Genomic DNA, 18,229 nt, shown 5'->3' with positions numbered 1-18,229 from the left:
TTTGCCGATTTTTTCTGGCAAGAATTGCCGAGAGATGGGATGGGTGGCGGCAATTTTGCCCACCCATTTATCCCCCCAAAAAGCAAGACCCGCCGGACTCCGATGAGGAGAGCGGCGGGTCTTTGGGTGTTACGGGTATGGCTTGTGGCTTACGCTTTTTGTCTCAAAAGCAGCCCGGAGAGCTTGTCCAGTGCCTTGACCATGTCCAGGAATTCCTGGGAGGGAATCTGGCGGATCAACTCTTGCGTGCTGTCGTCCACCACTTTGATCACGGTCTCGCCGGTGCTGTCATCCACGGAGAACTGTAGATTCTGCGCGACGGGTTGGGTTGCTTGTTGCAGTTTCTCGAGAGCCTTCTGGACCTGCTCGGTAGAGGGTTTGGACGCTTGAGACTGGGCATCAGCCGCCTGCGGGGCAGGCGACGCCGGGACCGACACCGTTTTGTTTCCCTTGTTTCCCGAAGGAACCTGGGTCACCGTGGGCGCGGCTGACGTCTGAGGCAGTTGCACGTCCATGTCGCATCTCCTAGACCGTGATGGCCGGGGTTCCGAGATCAGTCATCGATCTCAGAACCCCGTTCCGCTCCTTACTTGAGGAGGGAGAGAACCATCTGGGGCAGCTGGTTGGCCTGGGACAGCATGGCCACGCCGGCTTGTTGCAGGATCTGGGCGCGGGTCATGTTGGCCGTTTCGGAGGCGAAGTCCGTATCCTGAATCCGGCTACGGGCGGCGGTGACGTTTTCGACGCCGGCGGACAGGTTGGACACCGTGGTGGTGATCCGGTTCTGGACCGCACCCAGGGCGCTACGGATGCTATTGACCTGGGACAGGGCCGCATCGATCACGGAAACCGCGTTGTTGGCGCCATCCACGCTGCTCACGTCAACCCCGTTGATGCTGGAGAAGGCGCTGCCGTTGGAGACGTTGGCATCGGTGCTCAGGATCGAGGTGTTGCCGCCAGTCACATTGACCGTGCTACCGCCGACGCTGGACTTCACATCGAAGGCGCTACCGGAGGTGAAGCTGACGGTACCGCCGATGGTGGTGGAGTCCTCGCTCTTATTCACCGTGCCACCGTAGTGCAGGGTGGTGGTGCTGGTGGCGGCGGTGGTGATGGCGCCGTTGGCGTCCACCTTGCTGGACAGGGAAGACACCTTGATGGAGGCATCGGTACCCGTGATATTGCTGGAGGTGGGTGCGCTACCGGCGCTGTGGGTGAAGTCCGAGATCACGATGTTGGCGCCGTCGGCCTGGGTCAGGACGATGGAGGCGTTGTTATCGGCCAGGGAAGCGCGGACACCGGTGGTTTCGGCCTTGCTGTTGATGGCGTTGGCCAGGGCGGACAGGTCGGCCAGGGTGCCACTGCCGGTGACGGCGGCGCTGATGCTGACGGCGCTGCTGTTGGTGCCCTTGAGTTGGAAGGTCACGGTGCCGGCGGCGCTGATGCCGGACAACTTGGCCTGGGTGGTGGCGCTGGCGGTGACGCCGGTGGCGGTCGTCTGGGCATTGACGCGGGCAGCGATGGTGGCGGCGTCGTCGTCCTTCTTGACGGCCACCTGGGCGCTGCCGGCGGCGCCGGAGACGGTCAGGGTCTGGGCGGCGACGCTGTTGCCGTAGTTGACATCGGTGACGGCAACCTTGGCCGTGGAGTTGGCCGTGGTGTCGAACAGACCGCCAGTCGTGGCGAGGGTGCCGGCGACGCTGGACTCGATGGTGTAGCCGTCGGCCATGGCCACCGTGAAGGTACCGACCACCCGGGTGGAGACGAGGGTGTCATCGATAGCTTGACCGGTGGCGGCGGCATCGGTGCCGGTCACCTTGGCCGTGGCAATGGCGTCGGTATTGCCACCGAAGGTCAGTTGAATGTCTTCACCGGTGTTGTTCTTGATCACCACGTTGCCGGTCTTGTCCAGCTCGGCGGAGTAGCCCTTGTCGGTAAGGCTGGAGTTGTTGTTCACCGCGTCGCGGATGGCAGAGGCGATTTGGCCGCCAGTGCTATTACCATCGACGCCGGCCACGGTCAGGGCGACACCGGACACAGTGAGGCTGACCGCATTGCTATTGGCCGCACCGACGATGTTGGAGATGGTGGCCTGGGCGGAACCGGTGGCGGTAACGCCGGTGATGCCGTTCAGTTGGCCAACAATGGTCTTGACGTCGGTATTGCCGGCGACGGTGATGCCGGAACTGTTGCCCACCACGTTGCCGGCAGCATCCTTGACCTTGATGACTTGGCCAGCAATACCGCTGGGCGGCATGTTGGCACCAGCAGCCTGGGCTTGGCCGAGGATGAGACCGGTGGCGTTCACCCGATTGGTGGCGGTGTCTTGGCCGGAGACCACGTCGTCGATACCGACATTGGTTTCCTTGGCGGTAATGCTGGTGTTGGCGGCGGCTTTGAACAGACCGCTGTTGCCGGTGGTGCCGGCGACGGAGGACTGAATGTTGTAACCGTTGGCCAGCTTGATGTTCAATTGACCACCGACACGGGTGGTGTCACCACCGGCAGTATTGCCAGATAGAACGCGGGCGGTGCTGGAGGTGTCGGAACCGGTAACGCTGACGGTTCTGCCGTTGGTGGTGTTCAGTTCGATACCCAGGTCGGCACCGGTACTGTTGCGAATGGCCAAGTTGCCGCTGGCGTCCAGGCCGGCAACGACCCCTGCGGCTTGCAGGCTGGCACTGTTGTTCACCGCATTCTTCAGGGAGTTGAAGATGTCGGCTTGGCTGCCAGCTTCATCCACCGACAGAGTCAGGGTTTCGGTGGTTGCGCCGGAGCTGATCTTGAAGGTGACGCTGTTGCCGGCAGTGCCGGAACCGCCCCAGCTGGACAGGGTGGCCACGGTGCTGGCGGTGGCTTCGACGCCTTCCAGGCGGTTGAGTTGGGCGGCGATCTCGCTGGCTTGGGCGTTGGCTTGCACGCCAACCTTGCCACCCTCGATCACGTCGCCGGCGGCGTTGGTGATCTTCAGGGTCTGGGCGGCGTAACCGTTTGTCATGGTGGCGCTGGTATAGCTTGAGCCATTGGCAGCGGCCAAGCCGACATTAGCACCGTCGCTACCGAAGCGGTTGTAGGAGGTGGACTTGGCGGCGTTGCTGGCGAAGACCACGTTGTTGCCGATGGAGGAGGCACGGGAGTCGCCGATAGAGATACCGATGGTTTGGTTAGCTTCGGCGCCCACTTGGAAGGAGATGTTCTGTTGGGAACCGTTGAGGATCTTCTGGCCGTTAAAGGTGGTGGTGCTGGAGATCCGGGTCAGTTCCTGCTTGAGCTGGGAGACTTCGGACTGGATGGAGGCGCGGTCGGAGTCGGAGTTGGTGGCGTTGGCGGACTGGATGGACAGTTCGCGCATCCGTTGCAGGATGTCGCTGACGCTGCTCAAGGCGGCTTCGGCGGTTTGCGCCAGGGAGATACCGTCGTTGGCGTTACGCACGGCTTGGTTCAGGCCGCGGATTTGGGAAGTCATCCGGTCGGAAATGGCCATACCGGCGGCGTCGTCCTTGGCGCTGTTGATGCGCAGACCGGAGGACAGCCGTTGCAGAGCGGTCTGCAAGGAGGCCTGGGAGTTGTTCAGGTTGCGCTGAGAGTTCAGCGAGGTAATGTTGGTGTTAATAACCTGTGCCATTTTGCTTCTCCTTTCAGAGGGTTATCCACGCCGACCCCCTGGGCTGATGCCGGGTTCCGACTAGGTTTAAGTGGCGGGCAATGCCGCCTACAGAAGCTTTATCGGTTTGCGGCGGGAAAACTTTAGGCATAACGGCATAGGATTTCTCGGTGATTTTGTTTTTTATGGGACTTGGGGTTTTTTCATTAATAATCAATGTTTTGATGTTTTTCTACCAAGGCCCGGTCGGGGAGGCCCGGTCGGGGAGGCCTGAGCGGGGAGGCCTGAGCGGGGAGAGGCGGGCTGTTGGGCGCCACGTTGCGTATTGGCCGGGGGGGGGGGGCAGGATTTTCTTGTCTTGGCGTTTTGGTTGAGAGGTGAGGCGGTCTGATCGAATGGCCGGCGGCGCCGGATTGTCCAATGTGCTTGATGAATGACCGTATGTTCCTTTCCTTGGTTTGCGTTGGGCGATGCTAGGGTATGGACTGGCAGAATCTTGATAGGACTGGGCAATGGTAAAAAAATTGGGTGCTGGACGGCAGCAGCAGGCTTCCGTGGTGAAACTCCAGGCTGCGGCGGTGAGCTACGATCAAAAAAACTATGCCGGGTCCGCAGCCCATGCGGATGCAGCGTTACGTCTCGATCCATCGAATTGGAGGGCGCATAAATTACGCGGGTCGGCCGCGGCGGTATTGAAGGATTGGGAAACCGCCATCAAACACTTTTCTGCTGCCTTTGCCTTGCATCAAGAGCCGGACAGCCTTATTTCACTGGCTGAGTGCCAACGTTATGGTAGTCACCCTTCCGCCGGGGAAACCCTTCATCGGTTCATCAAGGAATACCCCAAGGACTTTCGCGGTTATGTACAGCGAGCCATGCTTGAGGAACAAGAGGGGCGTTATGCGGAGGCAGAGGCGAGTGCGGAAGAGGCGAGGAGGTGCGCACCTGAGTCAGTGGCGGTGCTCAATTATTTGGCGCATATCAAGACTTTGTTAGGGAAACAGTCCGAGGCGGAGGTGCTGTATCGGCTGGGCCTAACAAAGGTCTCTGGGCAGGCGTCCTTGCTGCTTTTGGATAATTTGGCAACCTTGCTGTCCGGGGACGCTACCCGACTGGAGGAGGCCGCAGCCCTCTATCAACAGGGATTGGCATTGGAGCCAAAGGCTTTCCGCAGCTTTAACGCGGGCATCATGTTTGATCGATTGGGCAGAAAAGAAGAGGCATTGTCTTACTACCAGCATGCCTTGGAGTTGGATCCCACTTATGCGGCTGCCTACAACAATATCGGTTTTTTTTATTACAGCAACGGCATGATGGGGGATGCCGAGCTTTGCTTCCGAAAAGCGGTTGAGTTCAAGAGTGACCGTGCCGATTTCCTGACGAACTTGGGGGCGGTTCTCAATGCACAAGGACGCATGGAAGAGGCAGAGCAGTATTTGCTGGCCGCCATTGATCTGCGGTCAGGGACGGCGGCTCCTTACCATTTTTTGTCGACAGGCTATGCCGCACGTGGGCTGCAACAAAAATCAATAGAAGTGCTACGGGCGGGGCTGGCTGTTGAACCGGATTATTTGGATTCCCTTATTCAGTTGGCGGCACACGAGGAAAACGCAGGCTATACCGAATCGGCACTGGAACATTATCGGCATGCCTATCAACTCAGTGGTCGGAGTGTGATCCGTGTCTTGATGGCAATGCTGATTCCTGCTGTTATGGGAACCTGGCAGGACATTCTGGCCTGCCGACAGCGGGTGGATCAAGCCTTGGATGAGTTATTGGCAATGGAGGAACTAACGATCAGCGTCGAGGATCTGCGATTGCTGGTTCAGCCTGGATTCTATTTTGCTTTCCACGGCCTAAGCGACAGGGAAATACTGACAAAGTTTTCCAGCTTGCTGCGTAAAGTCTGTCCTGAACTCAACTGGGTTAACCCCGAGTTGGCAACGCTGCCCCCGGCATCAGGGAAATTACGCATTGGTTTTGTCTCAAAGTATTTGTTCAATCATTCGGTTGGACTTGCGTACAACCCCATCATCAAGGCCTTGGCGGAACGGGATGATTTGGAAGTCAGCGTGGTGAGCTTGGGGTATGACCAAGCACTTGACCCAGCTCATGTGGATTTGATTACCGCAGTTGATTTTTATGTGCCTGTGCCTGATGTGGATTTGATTCAGGCTAGAAATACCATCGCGCAGATGCGGTTTGATGTGATTGTTTACCCCGATCTTGGGATGTATGCTTTCTGCAATTATCTCGCGCATTTTCGATTGGCGCCTGTGCAATGTTGTTTTAACGGACATCCAGACACTTTGGGTATCTCCACGGTGGATTATCGTTTCAGCTGGGATACCCCTGGTGAGGTACCAGGGGCCGAGTCACACTACAGTGAGAAATTGGTAAGGCTTAAATATGGCGGAACATTCTTGCCGCCACCAGAAGACTTTACGAATTTATTTTCTCGGGAGTCTGTTGGGTTGGGGCCGCGACGGGCTTATGTGGTTCCCATGAAGCTACAGAAACTGCATCCAGACTTTGATGAAGTAATGGCAAAAATCCTGGCCGAAGACCCGGAGGGAGAGGTTGTGTTATTCAAAGACAATCTCATGCCTACCTGGCACGAGCTTGTACTCGCGCGGCTAGAAAAGACGATTGCTGATCCATCCGTGCGGGAGCGAATAAGGTTTTCTGACTGGCTGCCGGGGCCGGCTTTTAAGTCAATGCTTTGTCATGCGGACATTCTGTTGGACCCTTTCCACTTTGGTGCCGGGACTACAGGGTTTATTGCCAACAGCCAGGGTATCCCACTGGTTACCATGCCTATGGAATTCTTTCGTTCTCGCTCGGTCGGTGGATGGTATGAGGCATTGGGTGTGACAGATACCGTGGCCCGTAGCCCTGAAGAATACGTGCGTATAGCGATAGACTTGGCCAGGAGCCCAGAAAAGAAAAAAGCAATCGGCGTCAGGGTTCAGAATGCTTTAGCTGATTTCAAAGCGCGTTGCGATGGCTTGGTCGTGGATGAATTAGCTAATGCTTTAATTAAGTTGGTGCACAGTTAGGCCTCATTCCGATGATTAAAAATCATAGTTTGTAGAATGGGTTGTGGAGAATTGTGGAAGGGGAAGGTAAGGCTTTTATCTTATTTGTTGTGCAAAGTGATTGATTGCATAATGACTTGGTTTGAATGGCTAAATAAGTTAGTGTATGGACAAATCCATTGGTGGCGCGGTATTGGCTTGAATTTTTTTGGCTTGGGGTGATTGAATGTTAAATTCTGAGGGCTACTTTATTGATTCTCCTGTTGATGTGGGTAAGGAGAATTTATTGATACTTTTTAAATATGCGTCCCGGTGGAATTCTCATGTTGTTCAGATTCTTGAGCGTCAATATAACGTTTATTATGGGTATTTTTCTGAGTTCTATGCGGCATTGGGGACGCTGGGGTTGTGCGAGCATGTTAAGAGGACTCAGGTTTCTTTCGAATTTAGAGCGCTGTTAATTGATTCGGAGTGGTGCGATATTTTTAATATTGCAACGGTTGAACTTCTTGACCAAATACTGCCGGTGGGCTTAATGCTTTTCGATGACTCGACAATGCATGATTACAATCGCGTGCTCGCAAGTCGTGCCTCTTTTGCTCTTGTTGCCTGTCCATCTGGGATTGTGAAGTACCAAGAGTTGGATATTAAGGTTACACAATTTTTCCCGATATCTGAGTCGTTTTATGTGAGCAATATAAAATTACCAGAGTACGATGTTCTTTGGTTTGGTTACCCTGATAAGGCAGATAGATTAAGTTATGTTACCAAGCTGGAACAGATGAGCGGCCTTAAGGTACGAGTTCATACAGGGAAGTCTCATGAAATAGCAATGAGTGGTGATTTAACTTGGCAGGAACTTTCTGATGTGATTGCAAGTGCCAAGATTATCGTTAATTTGTCTAAAAGCGACTTTCCTTTCCGCTGTGCTGGCTATTCTTCATTGCCCAGGCCTGAGGTTTACCAATTTGCTGGGCGGATTATAGAGGCTGGGTATGCGGGTAGATTATGCATTAGCCAGTACTCCCCACATCATTCTTTTGGGGAGCTGAAGAAGTTTATGGTGGAATTCAGTTCGCCGGAAGAGATGGAGGGTGTTATTAGGACATTGTTGGTTTCTGAGAGGTTTTCGGAGTACACAAGAGATTTTTGTGGTTATATTAGAAGTCATTATGGTAATGAATTGTGGTCCATGAATGTTAGGTCTTTAATTGATGGGGCGAATAAGTCTTCTCATCGTTATGTGACTAGGGTTAATCAGCAATATTATGATATTGCTTGGTCTGCAATAAAGAGCTATCCCTATAAATCTGAAAATATGAGGGGGGTTGAGGTTGATTTGCTTAATCAGGCTTGTCAGCGGGTCTCTGGTAACTTTCAGTTGATGGATTCAACTATGCCTCATACTTCCCAAGCGAAAATTTACGTTAATAGATGAGTGTTATTTGTTGGTGCGAGGGTAAAGAACATTACGGTTTCATAAATTGATTCAGTGTAATGTCTTAGATGGATTAGATAGTTAGGGTTTATTTCCAGAATGAATTTGGGAATCTTCCAAAAGTCTCCTGGGTTGTGATAAACACATATGGCTAGCCGTGGATGGTGCTTGCGAATAGTCTCGGCTGCGCCTCCAATTGCAGACATTTCAGCCCCTTCAACGTCAATTTTGATTAGCGTTGGATTGCCGATTTGGGCAGCATAGTTGTCCAATCTATCAACATCAATAAAAAAGTGGCCACTGGCCGAAACTTTTGAGGCAGAGCCTTCAGAACTTAAACGTAAAGTGGCTTTACGATCAGAAAGGCCGAGCTTGTGGATGTCGATGTTGGCATGATGCTGTAGATTGGTTTTGCACGTAGTGTAATTTTTAGGCTCTGGCTCGAAGATATGAATTGCTGCGTAATGCGGGCAGTGACGAATGAACTCCGAACTCGTATAGCCATCGTAGCCGCCGACATCGATAAAGGTTTCCCCGCTATCCTGAAGTTGCAGAAAGTCCTCAAAGTACTGTTGATCCTCGCGTGGTTCAAAGCCTTCCAGAAATGAAATGTCTTGCTCAACACGGAAGCTGATGAGCTTCCTGAAGATTGTTCTGGATTGCTCATCTGCAAGCAACTGATAAATCCACTCATATTGTTTTTCGTTCTCGGCAAAATCTTCGGCGAAGCCTTCGTTGAACATGAGATGGGGTAAGGGCAGCCCGGAAATTCGACGAAAGGCAAAGTAGTCGAGGTATTGCACCTGTCGTTCTTCAAGGCGCCTTTGGGCAGACAAGGGCCGAAGACTCGACGCGATTAATACAAGAGCATCCTGGGGGATATCTTTCGTTTTGATCACGGGGCATGCAAGGTAGCTTTCTTGATCTGAAAAATCATCGATAAACCCTGTCACTGCAATGTGCTTGCTAACGGCTTCGGCGTAGGCGTTTCTTCCTAGAACATACTTGGGGCGTCCATTCAATGCGATGAATCCATCGCAGAAGCGTCGCGCTTCCTCATCCGCATGTTTTCGATGGGGATTGTTGAGAATCAAACTGCTCATAGTCTCCTCTCTACTGGGGTAGCGGGTGGATTGATCCCTGGTATGAAGCGAATAGGAGTAATTTTAGGTATGGTTTTGACGAAGATGTTCGTCGATAATGCGGACTAGGCCGCCGATGGTGCTGAAGGCCGGTGACTCAATCTCAGCTTCGCTGATCTCAATATCAAATTCCGCCTCGATCTCCAGCACGAATTTCATGATGCCGATGGAGTCAACGTAGCCGGCTCGCCGGTAATCCAGTTCCATCAAAGACTCCGTTTCAGGTATTTTCCCTTTTGCCTGGATTTTTTTGAGTACAAAAGCAAGTGTAGTTGGGTTCATTGAGCGGCTCCTAGATCCACGCCAGTAACCATCTGCCATTTTCTTGTTTTGACCGACTCGACCATGGCCTCAAGCATGGACAAGCCTTCGATCGCCAATTCCGCACTAAATACTTGATCGGACTGCCATGTTCCGGTCCGCTTGAAGGTTTGCAGGGAACGGGCGATATCCACATAGAGATTACCAAAGGCCTCAAGGAAGCCTGCCGGATGCCCTGCTTTGAATCGGTTGTAACGGGCTTGTGAGGTAACCTCGACTGATGAGGCTCGGTCCAGTATTTCTCTGCGTCCATCACTGAAGGAGAGCAGCACTTCTTCCGGTTTGGCTTGGTACCACTCGGCGGCACCCTGATCGCCAAAGATGCGCAAGCGCAAACCATTGCGATAACCCAGGGAGGATTTGCTGAACCAGATTTGTCCCTGCACATCGTTCTGGTATCGGCTCAGGCAAATGACATCGTCCACTACGTCGGAGAACCAGCCGTAGCTGGCCTGATTAGCCACGACTTCTAAGGGAGACAGGTCGGTAAGAAAATGTATTAGGTGATGGAGATGCACTGCCAAATCAAGGTGAATGGTGGGGATGGCACCATCCCTGAGGCGCCACGATTGTGGTTGTGGCTTGTGTCCTTGAGCATCGGTACGGATGAAGCCCTCCTGGGGCATCTCAGCCTGGAAGTGAATAATTTTTCCGAGGCGTCCTTGACGGATCAGATTGCGTAATTCCCTGACCATGGGATAGCCGGAATAATTGTAGGTGACAGCTAAAAATCCCTTAGTTTCGTCCCTGATGGATTGAATCCGTCGCGCTTCTGCGCTGGTGGTGGCCAATGCTTTCTCGCAGACGACAGGAAGTCCTGCTTGAAGGCAGGCAGTGACTACTTCGCCATGGGTAGGGGTAGGGGTCAGAACGACAATTGCATCAAGGCGGTTCTGTTCGCCGAGGAGCATGTCCTGCCAGTGGTCATAGCAGCGTTCGATGGCGACACCGTAGGCCTTACTTGTTGCCTGATTCAGTTCAGGGTTTCGAGTAAAGGCACCAGCCGCAATTTGCCAATGGTTGTCCATGGTGGCGGCCACCTGGTGTGCGTAGCCCACTGCCGAGGTCAGGGAGCCTCCGATGAACCCCAATTGCAATGGCGGGGAGGGGAACAGGGGGTCAGGTGTTTGCATGGTTTATTCCACCGAATTCATTGATCAGGGCCGACTTCATGATTTTCCCCATAGGGTTTCTGGGGAGTCGATCAAGGATGAAGTACTTACGCGGCAATTGAAAGTCGGCCAAGGTTTTAGCGCAATGATGGCGCACTTGGCGCAAATTGAATTCGGCGGGGTCATTCGGCACGAGTGCAACACCCACGACTTCGCCTAAATGATCGTCCTGTACGGGGAAGGCTGCGCATTCAAGAACCCCGGGGGCATGGGCAAGGGCCGACTCTATGTCTGTCGGATATATGTTGATGCCGCCGCTGATGATGAGCTCCTTCGTTCTTCCCATGAAGTAGAGGAAGCCTTCTTCATCGAGGCGTCCCAGATCGCCCGTGCGGAAGTATTCCCCGTGCATGGCAGCCTGGGTCAGGTCATCCCTGAGGTAGTAACCACCGAAAAGCATGGGCGTGTTGCACAGGATTTCGCCAACTTCGCCTTGCGCCGCCCAGGTCCCATCCTTGGCCAGGATTTTTACGTCAACACCGGGGGCGGGGTAGCCGACGGAATGCAGTTTTGTTTCGGCGTCGCGGTTGCTCAGATTCGTGGCGATGGCGATTTCCGAGGCGCCGTAGCACTCATGAAATTCTCCATCGAAGCAAGCGACCAGGTCGGCCTTGATGCGATGGTCGATCCGGGCCGAGGACGATACCAGGCAGCGCAGGCTGGTGATGGCCTCGTGGTTGCCTTTCATGGCCTGAAGATGGGGCAGTATCTGACCTAATTGGGAGGACACGGCTATGGTGAAGGTGACCTTGTGTTCGGCAATATGGCGCAACCATTCCGAAGCCGAGAAGCGCGCCATTAATACCGAGGTGCCGCCGGTCATGAGGGGTAACAGCACCAGGCGCTCCGCCAGGGAGTGGTAGAGAGGCGTGGCAGCCAAGGTGATGTCGTCGCTAGTGAGCCCGTATAGCTGTTGGGCGGCGGAAATGCGTTGGCGTTTGGTGCGCTGGGTGAGGATGATGGGTTTGGGGTCCCCGGTGGAACCGGAGGTCATGGTCAGGATGAAGGAATCTTCATCCTTCCCCTGGAAGGTGGCTTGGGCATCATCCGGCGCGGTTTGTAGAACGGATGAAAATGTGTCGGCCTTGTCGATGGTGCGATCAATGGCAAGCCATAGACCGTCGGCGACACCGACGGGAAACAAGGCTGTTTCAGTGAGGGCGCTTATGGTGTCGGCTGTTGCAATGACATGCTTGACCCGGGTCGAGGTAAACGCAATGGCAATGGCATCCGTCGTCAATGCCGGGCTGAGAGGGATTAGGGTTAGCCCCAGGTCTGCGGCGGCAAGAAGTGTGGCCACAAATTCGACATTATTGGGCAGCAACACCGCCAGATGGTCACCTCTGCGGACATTGCGGGCGGTCATGGCGGCGCCCAAGCGCCAGGCTATGGAGGCCAGTTCACCGTAGCTTAACGACTGATCTTCAAAAACGAGGGCTGTCTTCCCTGGCTTTAACGCGACGGTATGTTGAAACTGGTGGGATAGGGTCAGCACGATGCAATTCCCGTGGCAAAGGTAATCACTGCGCCATCCCCGTAAACTTGAGGAATGCTGGACTCTTCAGGCGGAACTTCATGCCGGGCTCGGAAAGGTAGACTTCTTCATCTGTCGTGTTCTGTGCGATCAGGGTATTGGCACCGATGAAGTTATGGGCGCCGAGGGTAATGCCATCCCCGGCACAGGCATTGACGCCCCAAAAGCTGCCCGGGCCGAGCGTGCAATGGCCGGCAATGGCGACACCGGAGTTGATCCAGTTGTAATCCCCAATGACACAGTCGTGACCGATATTCACGTTGCTGGAGATGAACACGCCATCCCCCAAGGTGGTGCCGGGATGCAGGGAAACATGATCAAGAACCACCACATTCTTTCCAATAGTCACATCATCATGGCGTTGCACGGACTCATGAACGTAGGAGGTCAGTCGATACCCCAGAGTTTCGGCCTCCTCGCATTTGCGCTGACGCAGCTTGTTCATTTCGGCAAAGCCAACCATGACGATCATGGAGTGCTGCTCAGGGGGAAAGGTTGTGGCGACTTGGTCGAATGGAAGCAAAGGAAGTTGGCAGAAAGTATCCGTATCGCCAGTCATGCAATGTCGATCCACGGTGAAGCCCTGAATGTCGAGGGTTTTTTTCGCGTAGGAATAAAGTACCTTGGCCATGGCGCCGTTGCCGTAGATCACTACGCCCATCGCTGCGGACCCCTTTGCTCGGTGGCTGGCCAGTCAATGCATGACCAGAAGACTGAAATATCGAATGCGCCTAACAATACGGCCAATTTCTTAGTTTCTTTAGCCGGGGCAGAGGGGCAAGCTGGGTACTTTTCTTTCAATCTCCCCTATGTCGGGGAGAGGCCGTTGCTAGGGACTAGGCCGCAGATTGTCTGCGGGTGTGTCAAGCGATAGTAGAGGAGATGCTGCTTCGGCGTAGAAACAAGGTGTCGCCGCTGACAACGGCAGTATCCCAGAGAGGGCTGCTCAGTAGCTCATCACCTGCTCGGCGTGGACCATCACCGAAGGCCCAGACATAGTCATCGAGCAGCAGCCAGCCACCGGAAATCAAGTGGGGGGTCCAGGTTGCGATGTCCTGTTTGACGTGGTCGTAGCGGTGGTTGCCATCAATGTGGAGCAGGCTCAGATGGGGAGACAGCGTGATGCTTCCCAATTCGGCACTGTGCAATACGCCATCGCGGCGGGCGCTTTCATAGATGGGGTGTGCTTCAGTGGACGTTTCGCGGATGTAGCCGATGTTGTTTAGTTGTGCTGCCGTAGCCAGAAAAATCCTGAATATCTGCTCTAAGTTGATTGTCTTTAAGTCGGCGTTAAGAATGGATGCCTGCGTTCCTTGGTCCGTGACTGCGGCAGTTCGCCAAGGGTCCACGCAGATCAGATTGCCAATCTGGTATCGAGCGGCGAGGAAGCCCAAAGCGATGGCGGAACGACCGTAGAGGCAGCCGACTTCCAACATGTCGCCACGGGGAAGCAGTTGTGCAATGTCGCATAGTGCATGGAGTTTTCCTTCATCGCTCTGCCCGGGGGTCGAGAGGAATAGCCGGTGTAGGGCCGCGTAACTGCTATGGCTGAGCGGCGGGCGAATTGGCTCCTCAGGGCGCCAGGGAGCATCAAGTACATTCCTTGCCCAGTCTTCATGGGGAGCAAATAACTGCCATGTAGCGGTAAAAGGGTCTGGCTTGCACAGGGAAAAGGAGTATCGGTCGGGCTGTGTGCACAGCAATGTGTTGAGATGGCGCCATACGCCTTGGTGGGGGGCAAATACGGTCGTAATGCCGAATCGACCAAGGGCTTCTGCTAGAGCGTCATTGAAGGATGGTTCGGTGACAAAGGGAAGCTTGATGAAGTGATCGACGGCCCGTCCTTCTGCGGATGAGAGCGCGGAACTGGCGCCGACGGTCGGGATACGAAGGCTGGCCGCCACGCGGATCACCGGGGTAGTTTCATCCAGGTCAAGGGGAAAGATGAGTAGTCGGATGCTATCCATGTCAATAAGAAGGCACGGTCAGGAAACGATGCAGTCGATGATGCGCTGTTGGTCCTCGTCATTGAGGTCGGGGTAAATGGGCAGGCACAGAATTTGTCCGGCGGCGTTGCTTGCTTGGGGAAGGTTATCGCGCCGTGAGGAGGGAAGCTCACGGTACATGGAGAACTCCGAAATCAGCGGGTAGAAGTAGCGCCGGGCTCGAATGTTGGCTGTACCCAGTTTTTCATATAAATCATCACGGCTGAGAGGGAAGTCCGCGTGCACCAGGATGGGGAAGTAGGCGAAATTCCTGCGGGTATCGGCGGGGATGGGAAGGCAGGTGATGCCGGGCACGGCGGCCAGGGCTTCGCGGTAGTGGCGATCGATTTCACCGCGCCGCTCAATGGCGGTATCCACGTGTTTGAGTTGCAGTAATCCCAATGCCGCCTGAAACTCGTTCATTTTGCCGTTGATCCCTGGGGCGACCACGGTGGTTTCGTTGGCGAAGCCGAAGTTCTTCAGGTAGTCGATGCGTTGTTTGAGCTTTGGGTCATGGCAGACGATAGCACCGCCTTCGAAGGTGTTGAAGATCTTGGTGGCGTGGAAGCTGAGGATGGACAGGTCGCCATGGTTGAGGATGGAGTTTCCCCCTTGGCGCACGCCAAAAGCGTGGGCCGCATCGTAGATCACCTTGAGGCCGTAGTTGTCGGCGATGGCCTGGATGCGTTCCATGGCGCAGGGATTGCCGTAGCAGTGCACCGGCAGGATGGCCGTGGTTTGGGGGGTGATGGCGGCTTCGATCTTGTCCGGATCCAGATTGCAGTCTTCATTCCGGATGTCCACGAACACCGGCTTGATGCCGTTCCAGAGCAGAGCATGGCTGGTGGCGGCGAAGCTGTAGGGCGTGGTGATCACTTCGCCGCTGATGCGCAGGGCCTGGAGTGCGGTGATCAGGGCCAGGGTGCCATTGGCGAACAGGGAAACGTGGTTCACGCCGAGATAGTCGGCCAGGGCCTGCTCGAACTGTTGATGAAAAGGGCCGCCGTTGGTCAGCACGCGGCTTTGCCAGATCTGCTCCAGGCTGGGCAGCAATTCCTCCAGGGGCGGCAGGAAGGGCTGGGTGACGTAGATCGGCTTGTCGCTCATGGGCGTGTCCTGTGCGGGGGGGCTGTTCGATGGCTTAAAGCGCCTTGCTGAACACCTTGGACTTGCGTTGCAGGTTGTACATCTCCCGCTTCTCGCTGGGTAGGGTGTCCACGCCTGCTTCGCTGAAGCCCCGTTCGATGAACCAGTGGGAGGTGCGGGTGGTGAGCACGAACAGGCGCTTGAGCCGATCCCGCTTGGCCCGTTCCTCGATGTGCCGCCGCAGCAGATCGCCGTAGCCGAAGCGGCGGTAGTCGGGCATCACGGCCAAGCAGGCCAGTTCGGCGGACTTTTCGTCGGAATAGGGATACAGGGCGGCGCAGCCGACGACGATGCCGTCGTGCTCCAGCACCGAAAAGCGGGTGATCTCGGCTTCCAGCCGTTCCCGGCCGCGGCGGACCAGGGTGCCGTCCTCTTCCAGCGGTTCGATCACCGACAGCACCGCCATCACATCGTCGGGCGTGGCTTCCCGCACCAGGGCCAGGGGGGCGCGGGTCATCACGGTGCCGACGCCGTCCCGGGTGAAGAACTCCATCAGCATGGCGCCGTCGGCGTTGCGGTCGAGGAAGTGCACCCGTCCCACGCCGTTGCGACAGGCGCGGATGGCCTCGGGTAGCACCCGGGCCACCTCGGGGGACTGGGGCACCTTCTGCTTGAGCAGGGCCTCCGCCTGGTTGGCGGTGAGGGCGTCGAGCAATTGGCCCTGGGCGTCCACCAGACCGGGGCCGTCGCTGAGGAAGATCAGCTTGTCGGCCTGGATGGCGACGGCCACGGCTTCGGCCACTTCCTCCCAGGCCAGGTTGAAGATTTCGCCGGTGGGCGAGGCGGCGATGGGGGTGATCAGCACCACGTTTTCCTGGGCCAGGTCGCCCTGGATTTCCTCGGCGATCACCTTGCGCACCGCGCCGGTGTATTGGTGGTCGATGCCGTCCACTACGCCCACCGGGCGGGCGGTGATGAAGTTGCCGCCGGTCACGCGCAGGAAGGCGCCGGCCATGGGGGTGTTGGCCTGGCCCTGGGAGAGCAGGGCCTCGATCTCGATCCGGGTCACGCCCATGGCGCGCTTGACACATTCCAGGGCGTCGGCATCGGTGATGCGCAAGCCATCGTGAAAGCGCGGCGTCAGGCCACGGGCCTGCATTTCGATGTCGATCTGGGGGCGGGCGCCGTGCACCAATACCAGGCGGATGCCCATGCTGTCGAGCAGGGCGATGTCGTGGATGATGGACTGGGGCCGTTCGCCCTCCAGCACTTCGCCGCCGAAGGCGATGACGAAGGTCTTGCCGCGGAAGGCATGGATGTAAGGCGCCGCTTGCCGAACCCAGGCCACCAATTTCGCATTGCTCTGATCCACTCCGCTATCCCTTTTTCAATTCGTTTTCCAGGCGCTCGCACAGGGTACGCAAAACCTTGATGCGGGCGAAGTTCTTGTCATTGGCTTCCACCAGGGTCCAGGGCGCGTGGCCGGTGGACGTACGGTCCACCATATCGCAGACGGCGGTTTCGTAATCATCCCATTTGTCACGGTTGCGCCAGTCTTCCTCGGTGATCTTGAAGCGTTTGAAGCGGGTTTTTTCCCGTTCCTTGAAGCGCCGGTACTGCTCGTCCTTGGAGATGGCCAGCCAGAACTTGAGCACGATGGCGCCGTTGCGGCTCAATTGTTCCTCAAAATCGTTGATTTCGGCATAGGCCCGCATCCAGTCGGCCTCGGTGCAGAAACCCTCGACCCGCTCCACCAGCACCCGGCCATACCAGGAGCGGTCGAAGATCGTCATCCGTCCCTGTTGCGGCACGTGGCGCCAGAAGCGCCACATATAGGGCTGGGCCCGTTCTTCCTCGGTGGGGGCGGCGATGGGTACGATGGTGTAGTTGCGCGCATCCAGGGCGGCGGTGACGCGGCGGATGGTGCCGCCCTTGCCGGCGGCGTCGTTGCCCTCGAACACCATCACCAGGGAGCGCTTCTTGAAACGGGGATGGCGGGCCAGGGCATTGAGCTTGGCCTGCCACTGTTCCAAATCGGTCTCGTAACGCTTTTTCGCCAGTTTCTGGCCCAGGTCCAGGGCATTGATCAGATCGCGGCCGTCCAGGGCGTGGGTCAGCGGCGCGGCGCTGATGCGGGCAGTCTTGCCATCCTTGAGCTTGAGCCGGGCGCGGATGGCATCCCGCAGGTGGCGGCCCACGGTGATGGCGCGGTAGTACTCGTCGCTGCCGTCCACCACGATCCAGGGCGCTTGGCCGCTGCTGGTGAGGCGCAGCACATGGCGCGCCGTCTTGACGTACTTGTCGTACTGGGCGAACAAATCCCAGTCGTGGCGGCTCACCCGCCAACGGGTCTTGGGATTGGCCGCCAGTTTTTCCAGGCGGTTCTTCTGGCCTTTTTTCGAGAGATGGAACCAGTACTTGAGGACTAATACGCCCTCGTCCGTCAGTAGCTTTTCCAAGCGCAGGATGTCGTTTACCGACCGTTCCAGGTCTGCCTTGCCGCTGGCGCCACGGACCTTGGAGACGATGGGGTCGGTGTACCAATTGCCGACGAAAATGCCGATCTTGCCCTTGGGCGGCAGGGCCCGCCAGAAGCGCCACATGGGCGGACGCAGCCGCTCTTCCTCCGCGGGCGGCGGGAAGGCGTGGGTTTCGATGTGGCGTGGGTCCATCCAGGCGTTGAGCAGGTTCACCATTTCGCCCTTGCCGGCGCCATCGAGACCGTTGATCAAAATGACCACGGGGAAGCGTCCCGCCTCCTTCAAGTCGTACTGCACGTCCAGCAGATCGGCCCGCAGCCCCGGCTCCTCCTTGCGAAAGGCGGCCTTGTCGATCTTGTGGCCCAACTCGGCGGACTCGAACATCCTGGTCTCCTCAGCATCCCCACGCAAGCAACGTCACGGGGCACG

The 18,229-nt window shown here is 56.2% G+C and carries 13 protein-coding genes; 2 read left to right on the top strand and 11 right to left on the bottom strand.

Annotated features, from left to right (window positions below):
* Positions 1-149: 149 nt before the first annotated feature.
* Positions 150-515, bottom strand: a complete 366-nt coding sequence (locus tag ACYQ2U_RS13935) for a flagellar protein FlaG (protein WP_459950991.1) — start codon at positions 513-515, stop codon at positions 150-152.
* A 71-nt stretch (positions 516-586) separates the two neighbouring features.
* Positions 587-3,625, bottom strand: coding sequence for a flagellin N-terminal helical domain-containing protein (locus ACYQ2U_RS13930; protein WP_459950990.1), 3,039 nt, complete (start codon positions 3,623-3,625; stop codon positions 587-589).
* Between the two features lie 491 nt (positions 3,626-4,116).
* Here ACYQ2U_RS13930 and ACYQ2U_RS13925 point away from each other — a divergent pair, with 491 nt between their 5' ends.
* Together ACYQ2U_RS13925 and ACYQ2U_RS13920 are read left to right on the top strand one after the other, a co-directional pair.
* Positions 4,117-6,663 carry a tetratricopeptide repeat protein gene (locus ACYQ2U_RS13925; RefSeq protein ID WP_459950989.1) on the top strand — a complete coding sequence of 849 codons (2,547 nt, stop codon included), beginning with the start codon at positions 4,117-4,119 and terminating at the stop codon, positions 6,661-6,663.
* A 205-nt stretch (positions 6,664-6,868) separates the two neighbouring features.
* Positions 6,869-8,080 carry a hypothetical protein gene (locus ACYQ2U_RS13920; RefSeq protein ID WP_459950988.1) on the top strand — a complete coding sequence of 404 codons (1,212 nt, stop codon included), beginning with the start codon at positions 6,869-6,871 and terminating at the stop codon, positions 8,078-8,080.
* Here ACYQ2U_RS13920 and ACYQ2U_RS13915 read toward each other — a convergent pair.
* The 9 genes from ACYQ2U_RS13915 to pap all read right to left on the bottom strand — a co-directional run bounded on the left by ACYQ2U_RS13915 (position 8,065) and on the right by pap (position 18,184).
* Positions 8,065-9,183, bottom strand: coding sequence for an FkbM family methyltransferase (locus ACYQ2U_RS13915; RefSeq protein WP_459950987.1), 1,119 nt, complete (start codon positions 9,181-9,183; stop codon positions 8,065-8,067). The two genes, ACYQ2U_RS13920 and ACYQ2U_RS13915, sit on opposite strands and share 16 nt — an antisense overlap.
* 63 nt (positions 9,184-9,246) lie before the next feature.
* On the bottom strand, positions 9,247-9,504 hold the full coding sequence (locus ACYQ2U_RS13910; protein ID WP_459950986.1) for an acyl carrier protein: 258 nt from the start codon (positions 9,502-9,504) through the stop codon (positions 9,247-9,249).
* Entirely contained in the window at positions 9,501-10,676 is a 1,176-nt protein-coding gene (locus ACYQ2U_RS13905; RefSeq protein WP_459950985.1) for a Gfo/Idh/MocA family protein, read from the bottom strand. The genes ACYQ2U_RS13910 and ACYQ2U_RS13905 overlap by 4 nt, the downstream gene beginning before the upstream one ends.
* Entirely contained in the window at positions 10,663-12,210 is a 1,548-nt protein-coding gene (locus tag ACYQ2U_RS13900; RefSeq protein ID WP_459950984.1) for a class I adenylate-forming enzyme family protein, read from the bottom strand. Before ACYQ2U_RS13900 ends, ACYQ2U_RS13905 begins: the two co-directional genes overlap by 14 nt.
* 25 nt (positions 12,211-12,235) lie before the next feature.
* A complete protein-coding gene (locus ACYQ2U_RS13895) occupies positions 12,236-12,910 on the bottom strand; it encodes an LbetaH domain-containing protein (RefSeq protein WP_459950983.1) in 675 nt (224 codons plus the stop codon).
* Between the two features lie 202 nt (positions 12,911-13,112).
* Positions 13,113-14,216: a class I SAM-dependent methyltransferase gene (locus ACYQ2U_RS13890; protein WP_459950982.1), complete on the bottom strand. Its 1,104-nt coding sequence runs from the start codon at positions 14,214-14,216 to the stop codon at positions 13,113-13,115.
* Positions 14,217-14,234: 18 nt separating this feature from the next.
* The gene (locus tag ACYQ2U_RS13885; RefSeq protein WP_459950981.1) at positions 14,235-15,341 is read right to left on the bottom strand and encodes a DegT/DnrJ/EryC1/StrS family aminotransferase; all 1,107 of its coding nucleotides are present in this window, start codon (positions 15,339-15,341) and stop codon (positions 14,235-14,237) included.
* 34 nt (positions 15,342-15,375) lie between these two features.
* The gene (gene argA, locus ACYQ2U_RS13880; RefSeq protein ID WP_459950980.1) at positions 15,376-16,692 is read right to left on the bottom strand and encodes an amino-acid N-acetyltransferase; all 1,317 of its coding nucleotides are present in this window, start codon (positions 16,690-16,692) and stop codon (positions 15,376-15,378) included.
* 4 nt (positions 16,693-16,696) lie between these two features.
* Entirely contained in the window at positions 16,697-18,184 is a 1,488-nt protein-coding gene (gene pap, locus ACYQ2U_RS13875; protein ID WP_459950979.1) for a polyphosphate:AMP phosphotransferase, read from the bottom strand.
* Between the last annotated feature and the right edge of the window lie 45 nt (positions 18,185-18,229).

Source organism: Denitratisoma sp. agr-D3, from assembly GCF_054658675.1.
The sequence above is the reverse complement of the archived record's forward strand: the minus strand, read 5'-3'. Positions and strand labels throughout refer to the sequence as shown.